Raw genomic sequence first — 14,078 nt, forward strand, 5'->3', positions numbered from 1 at the left:
CCGGCCCAGTGTACGGCTGTGGGGTACACCCGGGGCAAGGTCGGCCGACGGCGGTCGGTCGGGCGGGGGCGATATACGGCTAGCGTCGCGGTATGACGGTGACTTGGGAAGAGCTCGGGTGGGAGCGGGTCGCGGCCGGGGTCGGAATGTGCCGGCTGCCGGGCTGGGACTGCACGGCCGGGCTGGTCGTCGGGGCGGGCGCGGCACTGATGGTCGACGCCGGGTCGAGCCTCGCGGAGGGAGCCCGGCTGCGGGCGCAGGCCGAGGAGCTCACCGGCGGCCGTGTGACCCATCTCGCGCTCACCCATCCCCACTTCGACCATGTCTTCGGCGCGGCCGCGTTCGCGGGCGCCGAGGTCTTCGGGGCGGTGGGCGTGGACACCGTGTCGGCCGAGGAGCTGCGGGCGGACGCGGTGCGAGGCGGCCTGGCCGAGACCGCGGCGACGGAGGCCGTGGACACGCTGGTCCGGCCCCGTCACCTGGTCTGCGGCGAGTGGACCCTCGACCTGGGCGAGGGCCGCCAGGTCCTGCTGGCCAACGTGGGCCCGGGCCACACCGCCCACGACCTCGCGATCCTCGTCCCCGCCGCCCCCGGCTCGCCGGAGGTGGTCTTCTGCGGCGACCTGGTCGAGGAGTCCGGCGAACCGCAGGCGGGCCCGGACGCCGTCCCCTCCCACTGGCCCGCCGCCCTCGACCGGCTCCTGGACCTCGGCGGCGAGGACGCGCTGTACGTGCCGGGTCACGGGGCGGTGGTGGACGCGACGTTCGTCCGGGCCCAGCGGGACGCGCTGGCGGCCAGATTCGGCGTGTCGTCCTGATCGCGCCCGAGCTTCTCCTATCGTCATCCGAATGCGCCAGTACTCCGCCGATCTGACCCCGCCGTGGAAGAAGCCCCGGCCCGTCCCCGAGGTCGCGGCGGAGCCCGGCCTGGTGGTGGAGGAGCCGGGCACCGGTTTCTGCGGCGCGGTGATCCGCTGCGAGGCGGGCACGGTGACCCTGGAGGACCGCTTCGGCAAGCACCGTGTGTTCCCGCTGGAGCCCAGGGGCTTCCTGCTGGAGGGCCGCGTCGTCACGCTGGTCAGGCCGCCCTCAGCCGGTCCCGTACGCCCCACCCGCACCGCCTCCGGTTCGGTGGCCGTCCCCGGCGCACGCGCACGCGTGGCCCGCGCCGGCCGCATCTACGTCGAGGGCCGGCACGACGCCGAGCTGGTCGAGAAGGTCTGGGGCGACGACCTCCGCGTGGAGGGCGTGGTCGTGGAGTACCTGGAGGGCGTGGACGACCTCCCGAAGATCGTCGCCGACTTCGCCCCGGACCGGGACGCAAAGCTGGGCATCCTGGTGGACCATCTCCTCCCCGGCACGAAGGAATGGCGCATCGCCCAGTCGGTCACCAGCGAACACGCCCTGGTCGTGGGCCACCCGTACATCGACATCTGGGAGGCGGTGAAACCGTCGTCCGTAGGCATCGAGGCATGGCCCCGCGTCCCCCACGGCCAGGACTGGAAGACGGGCGTCTGCCGCGCCGTGGGCTGGCCGCCGGAGAACACGGGGGCGGTGTGGCAGGCGATCCTGGCACGAGTGAGCTCATACCGGGACCTGGAACCGGAACTGCTGGGCAGGGTCGAGGAACTGATCGACTTCGTGACCGTCTAGTTTTCAGCCCGTCCGGCGTTTGAGGACGAGGCCCTTTCGGGGCCGAAGCGGGGGTCTGGGTGCGGCAGCCCCCAGGGATGGGACGGGAAGGGGCGGCGGGGGCGAAAAACCCTCAGTCCACCAGGTCCCGCACCACCGCGTCCGCCAGCAGCCGCCCGCGCAGCGTCAGCACCGCTCGGCCCTCCTCGTACGGCTCCGCGGCCAGCAGGCCCTCCGCCAGCGCCCGCCGGGAGGCCGCCAGACCGTCCTCCTTCAGCAGCGACAACGGAACCCCCTCCCGCAACCGCAGCTCCAACAGCACCCGCTCCACCCGCCGGTCCTCCTCCGACAGCAGTTCCCGCCCCGCCCCCGGCGACCGCCCCTCCGCCAGCGCCGCCGCATACGCGCCCGGATGCTTGACGTTCCACCACCGCACCCCGCCGACATGGGAGTGGGCGCCCGGCCCCGCGCCCCACCAGTCGGCGCCCCGCCAGTACAGCTCGTTGTGCAGACAGCGCCCGGCGGCGGAGGTCGCCCAGTTGGAGACCTCGTACCAGTCGAAGCCCGCCGCGGACATCACCTCGTCCGCGATCAGATACCGGTCGGCGTGGACGTCGTCGTCGGTCATCGGAACCTCGCCGCGCCGGATCCGGCGCGCCAGCTGCGTGCCCTCCTCGACGATCAGCGCGTAGGCCGAGACATGGTCCGGGCCGGCGCCCAGCGCGGCGTCCAGCGAGGCCCGCCAGTCGTCGTCCGACTCTCCGGGCGTCCCGTAGATCAGGTCCAGGTTGACGTGCTCGAAGCCGACCGCGCGGGCCTCCGCCACGCAACGCTCGGGGCGGCCCGGCGTGTGGGTCCGGTCCAGCACGCGCAGCACATGCTGCTTGGCGCTCTGCATGCCGAAGGAGATCCGGTTGAAGCCGCCCCGGCGGAGGGTGGCCAGGTAGGCGGGGTCGACGGACTCGGGGTTGGCCTCCGTCGTCACCTCCGCGTCCGCCGCGAGCCCGAACTCGTCGCGGATCGCGCCCAGCATCCGCACGAGGTCGGACGCCGGCAGCAGGGTCGGCGTGCCGCCGCCGACGAAGACCGTGCGGACCTCGCGCGGGTCGTCGCCGAGGACCTTGCGGGCCAGCCGGACCTCGTCGATCAGCGTGTCCGCGTAGTTCTCGCGGGAGGCGAGGACCCCGCCCGTGCCGCGCAGCTCGGTGGCGGTGTACGTGTTGAAGTCGCAGTAGCCGCAGCGGGTCGCGCAGTACGGGACGTGCAGGTAGAACCCGAGGGGGCGGTCGGCGGCGCCGACGAGCGCGGGCGCGGGCAGTGCACCGTCGGTGGGGACGGGCTCACCGTCGGGGAGTGCGGAAGGCATGGGGTCCATTGTCCCGCACGTCGGCACCGCCCCGTTTCTCGCGACGCCTCAGCCCAGCAGCTCCGCCCCCAGCGGCCGCCCCGGACGCGCCCCCGGCAGGACGTACGCCACCGCCGAGCCCCGGGCCTCGCTGAACCTGCTCAGCTCGTCCTGCGCGGACATCCGCCGCTGCACCCGGGTGAAGAGCGCCGGGTCCCGCATGAAGGCGAGGAACAGCAGGCCCTGGTCGGTGGGGCCGTCGGCGTAGGAGTAGCCGCGGCGCAGCATCCGGGCGCCGGCGTCGAGGCCGGGGCCGGCGGCGCGGACGTGGGAGTGCGGCGGGGCGTCCCGGCCGCCTTCCAGCGGGCCGCCGTCCGCGCGGCGACGGCCGATGATCTCTTCCTGGCGGTGCACGGAGAGCCGCGCGAAGTCCTCGACGCGCAGATGGACGCGCCGGACGACGAGGTAGGTGGCGTCGCCCGTCCAGACCCAGCGTTCGCACTCCTCGGGGGTCGGGTTGGCGCTGCCGTTCTTGAAGCCGAGCAGGTCGCGTGGGGCGCCGTCGGCGTCGGGGGACGGCGCCAGGAAGCCGGCCTGCCGCCAGCGCGGGCGCAGGGCGTCCCCGGCCAGCCGGGTCAGGGTCGCGGCGGCCGCCTCGGTGGCGTCGGCGCTGTCGGCACACAGCTGTACGAGCACGTCACCGCCGCAGCGGGCGGGATCGAGACGCTCGCCGGGGAAGGGCGGCAGCTCGCGCAGGGCGGCGGGCGCGGGGACGCCGAGACGGGCGGGCAGCCGGGGGCCGATGCCGACGGTGGTGATGAGAGCGGCCTCGGCGGACCCGCGCTCCACCAGCGTGCGGGTCCACGCGCCGAGCACGGCCTTCAGCGCACGCACGCCCGCCGCGCCGCGCAGCTCGGGATCGAAGTCGTACGCCAGCAGCAGCGCGGTGGCCTGTTGCGGGGTCGTCACCCCGGCCTGGCGGACGCCGTGGGGGGCGGGCCCGTGGGCGCCCTGCGGCTGATCGGCTTCACGGGTACAGGCGGTCACGGTCAGCCCGATCCCCGCGCCGGCGATCAGGACGCGTCGACGGGTGGGCGCGTCAAATACATCATTCTTCGCCATCGGCACGAAACGGACGATACATCCGCCGGGTCCGACCACCCCGTCTCCCTCGCCCGAACCCGCCGTCCCGCCCGAACCGGCTGTCCTGCTTGAACCCGCCATCCCGCCCGAACCCACTGTCCCGCCCGAACCCACTGTCCCGCCCGAACCCTCTATCCCGCTTGAAGCACCAGGAGCGCCAGGTCGTCCTCCGGCGGCTGCTCGCCGAACTCGTGCACCAGACGTCGGATCCGCGCCGCGATCAGCTCCGCGTCGAGCCCGGCGCACCCGGCGAGCGCGGTGGCCAGGCCGTCGCCGTCGTCGAACTGCCGGGAGCCCGACCGCCGTTCGGTGACCCCGTCGGTGACGCACAGCAGGCTGTCTCCGGTCCGCAGTTCCAGGCTGTCGCTGGTGTATGTGACGTCCTCGATGACCCCGAGGAGGGTCTGCGGGCGCCCTGCGGTGGCGACCGAGCCGTCCGGTGCGAGCAGCAGCGGCAGCGGGTGGCCGGCGGAGGCGAGGGTGCAGCGGACGCCGCCCTCGAAGGGGGTCAGTTCGCCGTAGAGGAGGGAGAGGAAGCGGGTCTGCGGGCCCTCGCCCGGCCCGGCGGGGCCGACGAAGGCGCGGGCGGCGGCGTCGGCTGCCTCGGTCGCGTCGTCGAGGAGGAGCTGGTTGAGGCGGTCCAGGACGTCGGCGACGCGGTAGCCCTCGCGGGCCAGCAGCCGCAGCCAGGGCCGGGCGAGGCCGATGACGACGGCCGCCTCCGGGCCCTTGCCCTGGACGTCGCCCACCGCGAAGCACCAGCGGCCGTCGCCCGCCGGGAAAAGGTCGTAGAAGTCGCCGCTCGGCCCGCCCTGCTCGCGCGGCTCGTAGACGAGGGCGCTGTGCACGCCGGGAATCTCCGCGACCGCGCCGGGCAGCAGCCCGCGCTGCAGGACGGCGCTGATGGTGGCCTGGCGGGCGTACTGCCGGGCCGCGCCGATGGCGAGCGCCACCCGGCGGCCGAGGTCCTCGACGAGCCCGGTGACCTCGTCGGGAAAGGCGGGCAGTCCGGCTCGGCCGATGACCAGGGTGCCCAGCGGGCGGCCGCCGGCGATCAGCCGGTAGGCGAGCGACGCGCCGCGCGGGCCGAGCACCGTGCCGGGCCAGGGGAAGGCCTCGGGTCCGGACTGCGGGCCGCCGTCGGGCGGACACGGCGGATCCTTCTCCAGGGCGCGGCGCAGTTCCTCGATGAGGTGCTCGCCGCCGTGCCAGACCCGGGCCAGCCGCGGACCGGGCCCGCCGGCCCAGTCACCGCGCCCGCCGACCTCGTCCTCCAGCCAGACCGCGCACCAGTCGGCGAGCCGCGGCACGAGGAGCTGGCCGGTCAGCGCGGCCACCAGGTCCTCGTCGAGCTGTCCGGCGAGCAGGTCGGAGGCCTCGGCGAGGAAGGAGAGGGCGCCGCGGTTGAGCCAGTCCGGGTCGCCCCGTCCGACCGGCTGCGGCTCGGGGGCGAGGGCTTCGAGGAGGCCCGGGGCGGGGCCGTCGACCGGACCGAGGTCGTAGGGCTCGGCGCTCGGCACCAGTCGCGCCCACACGGTCTTCGTCCCCCTGCGGTACGTCACCCCCCAGGCGTCGGCGAGCGCGGCGACCAGGCGCAGGCCGCGGCCGTACTCCGGCATCTCGTACGACGGTGTCCCGTGCGGCTGTTCGGGCGCGCCGTCGCGTGGGGCGCGGGAGGGGTGGTGGTCGGAGACCTCGACGACGACCGCGAGGCAGCCGTCGGGGTGTCCGGGCTCCTCCTCCAGCCGGCACACCAGCTCGACGTCGGTGCCGGCGTGGACGACGGCGTTCGTGACGAGCTCGCTGACGACGAGTATCGCGTCCTGCGCACACCGCTCGCCGAGCTCCCCGGGGCCGGGCAGGCCGGGGCCGGCCCACTCCGTCAGCGCGGCGCGGACCAGGTCGCGGGCGGTGCCGGGCGCGAGGGGGCTGCCGGCCAGGGTCGTACGGGTGTGCGGGAGCCCGCCCGAGTGCGCGGGCGCGCCGTCGGCACGGGAGACGGTCTCCCGTTGGGTCGGAATGGCCCCCATGCGCAGCTCCCCGGACGGTTCGGATGCCCTCAGGGTGACAGACCGATCCCGGCCATGAGCGCTGGGTTACCGAAGTGGGCCGTCATGAGCGAGAAGCGTGCTGCGCAGGTGTACACGTGTGTACGCGCGTGCTCGATGACGCACGGTTGAGGGGCGGAATCCGAGCATTCGGACTCCGCCCCCGCTCCGGCGCACTGGCCTAATACGGGTGGTGCGTCACGCCTCGCGCGCTCCGGCGTACATCTCGTCGATGAGGTGCTTGTACTCCCGCTCCACGACGGGCCGCTTCAGCTTCAGGCTCGGCGTGATCTCGCCGTGCTCGACGTCGAGGTCCCGGGGCAGCAGCCGGAACTTCTTGATCGTCTGCCAGCGCTGGAGGCCCTCGTTGAGCTGCTTGACGTAGCCGTCGACGAGCTCGACCGTCGCGGGGGCGGCGACGACGTCGGCGTACGACTTTCCGGCCAGTCCGTTCTCCTTCGCCCAGCCCATGAGCGAGAGCTCGTCGAGGGCGATGAGCGCGGTGCAGAAGTTCCGGTCGGCGCCGTGCACCAGGATGTTGGAGACGTACGGGCACACCGCCTTGAACTGGCCTTCGACCTCGGCGGGCGCGATGTACTTGCCGCCCGAGGTTTTGATCAGGTCCTTCTTGCGGTCGGTGATCTTCAGGTAGCCGTCGGGCGAGAGCTCGCCGATGTCGCCGGTGTGGAACCAGCCGTCGGCCTCGAGGACCTCGGCGGTCTTCTCGGGGAGCCCGTGGTAGCCCTCCATGATGCCGGGGCCGCGCAGCAGGATCTCGCCGTCCTCGGCGATGCGCACCTCGGTGCCGGGCAGCGGCTTGCCGACCGTGCCGGTGCGGTAGGCCTCGCCGGGGTTCACGAAGGAGGCCGCGGACGACTCCGTCAGGCCGTAGCCCTCCAGGATGTGGATGCCCGCGCCGGCGAAGAAGTAGCCGATCTCCGGCGCGAGGGCCGCCGAGCCGGACACGCACGCGCGCAGGTTCCCGCCGAAGGCCTCGCGGATCTTGGCGTAGACGAGCGCGTCGGCGACCTTGTGCTTGGCGCCGAGCCCGAAGGGGACGGCGGCGCTGCCGGTGCGGCGGAAGTTGTCCTGTGCGGCCTTGGCGTACTCGCGGGAGACCTCGACGGCCCACTGGAAGATCTTGTACTTGGCCCCGCCGCCCGCGCGGGCCTTGGCGGCGACGCCGTTGTAGACCTTCTCGAAGATGCGCGGCACCGCCGCCATGTACGTCGGCCGGACGACCGGCAGATTCTCGATGATCTTGTCGACGCGGCCGTCGACGGCGGTGACGTGCCCGACCTCGATCTGGCCGGAAGTGAGCACCTTGCCGAAGACGTGGGCGAGCGGCAGCCACAGGTACTGCACGTCCTCGGCGCTGATCAGCCCGGTCGCGGCGATCGCCTTGGCCACGTAGGACCAGTTGTCGTGCGGGAGGCGGACGCCCTTGGGGCGGCCGGTGGTGCCGGAGGTGTAGATGAGGGTGGCGAGCTGGTCGGAGGTGATCGCGGCGACCCGCTCCTTGATCAGCCCGGGCTCCTGCGCCAGCCGGGCCGCGCCGCGCTTCTCCAGCTCGTCGAGGGTGAGGATCCAGTCCTCGCCGGTCTCGACGCCGGCCGGGTCGATGACGACGACGTGAGTGAGAGCGGGCAGCTCGGCGCGCTGCTCGACCGCCTTGGCGAGCTGGGCCGCGTCCTCGGCGATCAGCACCCTGCTCTCGGAGTCCGAGAGGATGAACGCCGACTCGTCGGCGTTGGTCTGCGGGTAGACGGTGGTCGTGGCGGCCCCGGCGCACATGATGCCGAGGTCGGCCAGGATCCACTCGTACCGGGTGGCGGAGGCGAGCGCGACGCGCTGCTCGGCCTGCACGCCGAGCTCGACGAGGCCGGCCGCGATCGCGTAGACCCGCTCGGCGGCCTGCGCCCAGCTCAGCGACTTCCATTCGTCGGGGCCCGCGCCGGACGCGGCCGGCACCGGGTACCGGTAGGCCTCCGCGTCGGGCGTGGCCGCCACGCGCTCCAGGAAGAGGCCCGCGACCGACGGCGGACGGTTCTCGATCAGTGTCTGTGTGTCGCTCACGACATCCTCCGGGGCCCGCGGCGTTGCTGGCTCAATGCGGCTGGTGGCTGGCTGCTGTTGTTTAACTCACGAGTAACTATTGAGCAGGCATCAGAGTAAGCGGCGACTGGCCAGCGCGTAAGGGGCTCCGGGTGATCGATTTCCACCGGACGGAGCACAGAACGCGCCACAGAACGTGCCACAGGACGCACCAGAGCCCGCCGCGCTCTCGCGTGACGGGCCCCGGAGGATCGGCGTACCGGGCGGCTACTTCTTGCCCTTGCCGGATCCCGCGTTGTCGTCGCTGCTCAGGACGGCGATGAAGGCCTCCTGCGGAACCTCCACGGAACCGACCATCTTCATCCGCTTCTTGCCCTCCTTCTGCTTCTCCAGCAGCTTCCGCTTACGGGAGATGTCACCGCCGTAGCACTTGGCGAGGACGTCCTTGCGGATGGCGCGGATGGTCTCGCGGGCGATGACCCGGGAGCCGATGGCCGCCTGGATGGGCACCTCGAAGGCCTGCCGCGGGATCAGCTCGCGCAGCTTGGCGACGAGCCGCACGCCGTAGGCGTACGCCGCGTCCTTGTGCGTGACGGCCGAGAACGCGTCCACCTTGTCGCCGTGCAGCAGGATGTCGACCTTGACCAGGCTGGAGGCCTGCTCGCCGGTGGGCTCGTAGTCGAGGGACGCGTAGCCGCGGGTCTTGGACTTCAGCTGGTCGAAGAAGTCGAAGACGATCTCCGCGAGCGGGAGCGTGTAGCGGATCTCGACCCGGTCCTCGGAGAGGTAGTCCATGCCGAGCAGGGTGCCGCGCCGGGTCTGGCACAGCTCCATGATCGAGCCGATGAACTCGGAGGGCGCGAGGATCGTGGCGCGTACGACGGGCTCGTACACGTCGTCGATCTTCCCCTCGGGGAACTCGCTCGGGTTGGTGACGGTGTGCTCGGAACCGTCCTCCATGACCACGCGGTAGACCACGTTGGGCGCGGTGGCGATGAGGTCGAGCCCGAACTCGCGCTCCAGCCGCTCCCGGATCACGTCGAGGTGCAGCAGGCCCAGGAAGCCCACGCGGAAGCCGAAGCCGAGCGCGGCGGACGTCTCCGGCTCGTACACCAGCGCCGCGTCGTTGAGCTGGAGCTTGTCGAGGGCGTCGCGCAGCTCGGGGTAGTCGGAGCCGTCCAGCGGATACAGGCCCGAGAAGACCATCGGCTTCGGGTCCTTGTAGCCGCCGAGCGCCTCGGTGGCCCCCTTGTGCAGGGTGGTGATCGTGTCGCCGACCTTGGACTGACGGACGTCCTTCACACCGGTGATGAGGTAGCCGACCTCGCCGACGCCGAGGCCGTCGGCCGACTTCATCTCGGGGGCCGAGACGCCGATCTCCAGCAGCTCGTGCGTCGCGCCGGTGGACATCATCCGGATCCGCTCGCGCTTGTTGAGCTGGCCGTCGATGACACGCACGTACGTCACGACACCGCGGTAGGAGTCGTACACCGAGTCGAAGATCATGGCGCGCGCGGGGGCGTCCTGGACGCCGACCGGCGCGGGGACCTCGGCCACGACCCGGTCCAGCAGCGCCTCGACGCCCAGACCGGTCTTGGCGGAGACCTTGAGCACGTCCGCGGGGTCGCAGCCGATGAGGTTGGCGAGCTCCTCGGAGAACTTCTCGGGCTGGGCGGCCGGAAGGTCGATCTTGTTCAGGACGGGGATGATCTTGAGGTCGTTCTCCATCGCCAGGTAGAGGTTGGCGAGAGTCTGGGCCTCGATGCCCTGGGCGGCGTCGACAAGGAGGACGGTGCCCTCGCAGGCGGCCAGCGACCGGGACACCTCGTACGTGAAGTCCACGTGCCCGGGGGTGTCGATCATGTTGAGGATGTGGGTCCTGCCCGGGTCCTCGGTCGGAGCCCAGGGCAGACGGACCGCCTGGGACTTGATCGTGATGCCGCGCTCACGCTCGATGTCCATGCGGTCGAGGTACTGAGCACGCATCTGCCGCTGATCGACCACTCCGGTCAGCTGGAGCATGCGGTCGGCGAGCGTGGACTTGCCGTGGTCGATGTGCGCGATGATGCAGAAATTGCGGATCAGAGCCGGGTCGGTACGGCTCGGCTCGGGCACATTGTTAGGGGTCGCGGGCACGCAGGGTCCTGTCTCTTGAGGCGCCTTGTGCCTCGGGTCGGATCGATACGTAGGCTCCATGGTCCCATGGGCGGCGACCGGGGACCGGTTTGGGCCGTTCTCGCGTCCACTGGTAACGTGGGCAGCTGTGTCTCATGCCCTCTCAGCACGGGGCACATTCGAAACCAGGAAATAGAAGAGGCTTACTTCGTGGCGAACATCAAGTCCCAGATCAAGCGGATCAAGACCAACGAGAAGGCTCGGCTGCGCAACAAGGCCGTCAAGTCCTCCCTGAAGACCGCGATCCGCAAGGCCCGCGAGGCCGCTGCCGCGGGTGACGTCGAGAAGGCCACCGAGTACCAGCGCGCTGCCGCGCGTCAGCTCGACAAGGCCGTCTCGAAGGGCGTCATCCACAAGAACCAGGCCGCCAACAAGAAGTCGGCGCTTGCTTCCAAGGTCGAGACCCTCAAGGGCTGAACCCTTATCTGATCTGATCGCCGGAAGGACTCGGGCGGGCCCTCTCTATCCGCCCCCGACCGGCACCCACGGGTCCGCGCACGGCCTGCGTTCGCCACGCGGGCGCGGATCCAACAGCTTGATCGGCTTGAACCGAGGCCCCGGCACTCCGCCCTTCCCCAGGACGGCAGCCGGGGCCTTCGGTATGCCACGACCAGAAGGCGTTGCTCTGCCACCAGAGGTTTGCCCTACGACCAGAAGTCGTTGCTCTGGTCGATGCTCTCGAGGCACTCGTCGAGGTCGGTGATCTTGTCGCCGACGATCCGGAAGACGATGCAGCCGTTCTCGTCGATGTGCTTGCCGTTGCGGTCGGCGGTGAAGCGGTGCATGGCGACGGCGTGTCCACGGCCGTCGACAAGGATGCTCTTCATCTCGACGTGCATCGAGCCGCCCGTCTCCGAGAAGAGCCGACCGTACATGTCGATGATCGCGTCGGTGCCCTTGAAGTCCCCCGAGAGGGGGTGGGAACCGGGCACGTGATGGGTGCAGTCCCCGGTCATCATGCCTCTGAGGGCGTCCATGTCACCCCGTGTGAAGGCCTCGTATCCCTTGCGGACGAGCATCGCGTGCGGGTGTTCAGCCATGGCAATCGCCACCTTTCCCAGTTCGGCGCCAGAAGGCTGATACGGACGATTCTCCTCCCCCGAGCTCCTACCGGCCCCCGGAGCGGGCCGCCCGCGCGATCGTCACGACTGCCTTCTCCAGGGCGTACTCGGGATCGTCACCGCCGCCCTTCACTCCCGCGTCGGCCTCGGCCACCGCCCGCAGCGCGACGGCCACGCCGTCCGGTGTCCACCCCCGCATCTGCTGTCTGACCCGGTCGATCTTCCAGGGCGGCATGCCGAGCTCCCGGGCGAGATCGGCCGGCCGGCCGCCGCGCGCGGAGGACAGCTTGCCGATGGCCCGCACGCCCTGGGCGAGCGCGCTGGTGATCAGCACGGGCGCGACGCCGGTGGCCAGCGACCAGCGCAGCGCCTCCAGCGCCTCCGCCGCCCGCCCCTCCACCGCCCGGTCGGCGACGGTGAAGCTCGACGCCTCCGCCCGCCCGGTGTAGTACCGCCCGACGACCGCCTCGTCGATGGTCCCCTCCACATCGGCGACCAGCTGGGAGACGGCCGAGGCCAGCTCCCGCAGATCGCTGCCGATGGCGTCGACGAGCGCCTGGCACGCCTCGGGCGTGGCCGACCGGCCCGTCACCCGGAACTCCTGTCTGACGAAGGCCAGCCGGTCCGCCGGCTTCGTCATCTTCGGGCAGGCCACCTCGCGCGCCCCGGCCTTGCGCGCGGCGTCCAGCAGCCCCTTGCCCTTGACCCCGCCGGCGTGCAGCAGCACAAGGGTGATCTCCTCGGCGGGAGCCCCGAGGTACGCCTTGACGTCCTTGATCGTGTCGGCGGACAGGTCATGCGCGTTGCGTACGACCACGACTTTGCGCTCCGCGAAGAGCGACGGGCTGGTCAGCTCGGCGAGCGTGCCGGGCTGCAGCTGGTCCGAGGTCAGGTCACGTACGTCCGTGTCGGCGTCGGCGGCTCTGGCGGCGGCCACCACCTCCTGCACGGCACGGTCGAGCAGGAGGTCCTCCTGGCCCACGGCAAGGGTCACCGGGGCGAGAGGGTCGTCGTTTGCAGTCTTCCTGGCCATCCCCGAAAGCATCCCACGAGCCACTGACAACGCGGCCGAGGTAGGCCTGGGGCCGAGGTAGGCCTGGGGCCGAGGTTACGACTGGGGCCGAGGTACGACTGGGGCCTCTTACGGCTCCTCGCGCCAGCCTTCCCACTCCCCCGCGAACGCGTCCAGCGCCCCCGCGTCGAGCAATTCCGCCTCGTCCCCGACCAGGACGAGCCACTGCGCGTCCTCCGCGTCGTCCTCCCCGGCCAGGGCGTCCCGGACGATCCTCGGCTCCTCACCCACGCCGAACCGCTCCCCGAGTGCCTGGGCGGCCTCCTCGGCGGCCTCGCGGTCGGGCAGCACCAGCACATGTCTCACATCGCTCACGGCCCCATTTTCCGGCACGCGCGGCAGCGGTCGTACCGCAGATCAGCTCGTCGGCACGGTCAGGCACCCGGCGCGGTCACGCATCCGGTCCGGTCAGGCCTCGGTCCGGTCAGGCCGTCGGTGCGGTCAGGCCTCGGTCCGGTCAGGCCTCGGTCCGGTCAGGCCTCGGTCCGGTCAGGCCGTCGGTGTGGTCTGCACGATCTGCACGTCCAGCTCGATGCTGATGCTGGGGCCGACCACCGCGATGCCCCGCGTCAGCATCGTCTGCCAGCTGACGGTGAAGTCGTCCCGGTGCAGTTCGGTCCGCGCCCGGCAGGCCGCCCGCACCTCGCCGCCCATGCCGTTGCCGACCCCGAGGTACTCCGTGTCGAGCGTGACCGTCCGCGTCACACCGTGCAGCGACAGCGCCCCGGTGACGGCCCACCGGCTGCCGCCCTTGTGCACGAACCGCTCGCTGTAGAACTCGAGCGTCGGGAACCGCACGACGTCCAGGAAGTCCCCGGACCGCAGATGGTCGTCCCGCATCCTGACGTTCGTGTCGATGGACGCAGCGTCGATCACCACGTGCATCGCCGACTGCTCCATCCGCTCGGCGATCCGCACCGCCCCCGCGAACGAGTTGAACCGCCCGTGGATCCGGGCGAGCCCGATGTGCCGCGCGGTGAACCCGATCGACGAATGCGTCGGCTCGATCTCCCAGTCCCCCGGCGGCGGCAGTTCCGGAGGCCGCGCGACCTGGAGCATCACATCGCCGAGCGAGGCCAGCGCGTTCTCCCCGACCGTCGCCGTCGCCCGGTAGGGCGTGTACCCCTCGGCGGACACCGCGAGCCGGTACTCCCCCGCCGGCACGGTCGTCATGAACGCCCCGAAGGGATCCGTGCCGCCGCTGACGACATTGCGTCCCATCGCATCGCTCACCGCGAACTCCGCATGCGGCACCGGCTCGTTGACCGGATCGAGGATCCGGCAGCTCAGCACGCCGGCGTTCGGCGGGGTGTGGACCGCCGCGAGAGGGCTCGTCCGCTGCATGCGGTTCGTACGGTTTCCCAGCCAACGGCCGAACATATACGACACCCCCGCGCGACTTGACATCACTTGTTGCCGAAGAAGCATTCGATCACCGATGCGGCTTTCGAGGCAAGACAAGCCCACCTCACGGGAAACAAGCACATGTGCCGGTACTACGCACGAGTAGCCCATTGTGGCCGGAATCCACCCCTCGGATCGCAGAC

12 protein-coding genes are annotated in these 14,078 nt (G+C 71.6%); 3 read left to right on the forward strand and 9 right to left on the reverse strand.

What is annotated here, in order from left to right; translation table 11 throughout:
• The first annotated feature begins 92 nt into the window (after positions 1-92).
• Both AB0J04_RS13350 and AB0J04_RS13355 read left to right on the forward strand, forming a co-directional pair.
• Positions 93-818, forward strand: coding sequence for an MBL fold metallo-hydrolase (locus AB0J04_RS13350; protein ID WP_363168497.1), 726 nt, complete (start codon positions 93-95; stop codon positions 816-818).
• A 31-nt stretch (positions 819-849) separates the two neighbouring features.
• The gene (locus AB0J04_RS13355) at positions 850-1,653 is read left to right on the forward strand and encodes a DUF3097 domain-containing protein (RefSeq protein WP_363168498.1); all 804 of its coding nucleotides are present in this window, start codon (positions 850-852) and stop codon (positions 1,651-1,653) included.
• A 112-nt stretch (positions 1,654-1,765) separates the two neighbouring features.
• Here AB0J04_RS13355 and hemW read toward each other — a convergent pair whose 3' ends face one another.
• The 5 genes from hemW to lepA form a co-directional block, all read right to left on the reverse strand.
• Positions 1,766-2,998, reverse strand: a complete 1,233-nt coding sequence (hemW, locus tag AB0J04_RS13360; RefSeq protein ID WP_363168499.1) for a radical SAM family heme chaperone HemW — start codon at positions 2,996-2,998, stop codon at positions 1,766-1,768.
• Between the two features lie 48 nt (positions 2,999-3,046).
• On the reverse strand, positions 3,047-4,099 hold the full coding sequence (locus AB0J04_RS13365; RefSeq protein WP_363168501.1) for a Dyp-type peroxidase: 1,053 nt from the start codon (positions 4,097-4,099) through the stop codon (positions 3,047-3,049).
• Between the two features lie 152 nt (positions 4,100-4,251).
• Complete coding sequence (locus tag AB0J04_RS13370; RefSeq protein WP_363168502.1) at positions 4,252-6,150, reverse strand: SpoIIE family protein phosphatase; 1,899 nt, start codon at positions 6,148-6,150, stop codon at positions 4,252-4,254.
• Positions 6,151-6,366: 216 nt separating this feature from the next.
• Positions 6,367-8,244, reverse strand: a complete 1,878-nt coding sequence (locus AB0J04_RS13375; RefSeq protein ID WP_363168503.1) for an AMP-dependent synthetase/ligase — start codon at positions 8,242-8,244, stop codon at positions 6,367-6,369.
• Between the two features lie 246 nt (positions 8,245-8,490).
• A complete protein-coding gene (gene lepA, locus AB0J04_RS13380) occupies positions 8,491-10,359 on the reverse strand; it encodes a translation elongation factor 4 (RefSeq protein WP_363168504.1) in 1,869 nt (622 codons plus the stop codon).
• A 189-nt stretch (positions 10,360-10,548) separates the two neighbouring features.
• Here lepA and rpsT point away from each other — a divergent pair, with 189 nt between their 5' ends.
• Positions 10,549-10,815, forward strand: coding sequence for a 30S ribosomal protein S20 (rpsT, locus tag AB0J04_RS13385; protein ID WP_020127768.1), 267 nt, complete (start codon positions 10,549-10,551; stop codon positions 10,813-10,815).
• A 227-nt stretch (positions 10,816-11,042) separates the two neighbouring features.
• Here the strand turns inward: rpsT and AB0J04_RS13390 are convergent, their stop codons facing one another.
• The 4 genes from AB0J04_RS13390 to AB0J04_RS13405 form a co-directional block, all read right to left on the reverse strand.
• Positions 11,043-11,438, reverse strand: a complete 396-nt coding sequence (locus tag AB0J04_RS13390) for a nuclear transport factor 2 family protein (RefSeq protein WP_363168505.1) — start codon at positions 11,436-11,438, stop codon at positions 11,043-11,045.
• Between the two features lie 67 nt (positions 11,439-11,505).
• Positions 11,506-12,492: a DNA polymerase III subunit delta gene (holA, locus tag AB0J04_RS13395; RefSeq protein WP_363168506.1), complete on the reverse strand. Its 987-nt coding sequence runs from the start codon at positions 12,490-12,492 to the stop codon at positions 11,506-11,508.
• A 108-nt stretch (positions 12,493-12,600) separates the two neighbouring features.
• Positions 12,601-12,846 carry a hypothetical protein gene (locus tag AB0J04_RS13400; protein ID WP_363168507.1) on the reverse strand — a complete coding sequence of 82 codons (246 nt, stop codon included), beginning with the start codon at positions 12,844-12,846 and terminating at the stop codon, positions 12,601-12,603.
• 174 nt (positions 12,847-13,020) lie between these two features.
• Complete coding sequence (locus AB0J04_RS13405) at positions 13,021-13,911, reverse strand: YceI family protein (RefSeq protein WP_363168508.1); 891 nt, start codon at positions 13,909-13,911, stop codon at positions 13,021-13,023.
• Positions 13,912-14,078 lie beyond the last annotated feature (167 nt).

This window comes from Streptomyces sp. NPDC050263 (assembly GCF_040655955.1).
Taxonomy (GTDB): Bacteria; Actinomycetota; Actinomycetes; order Streptomycetales; family Streptomycetaceae; genus Streptomyces.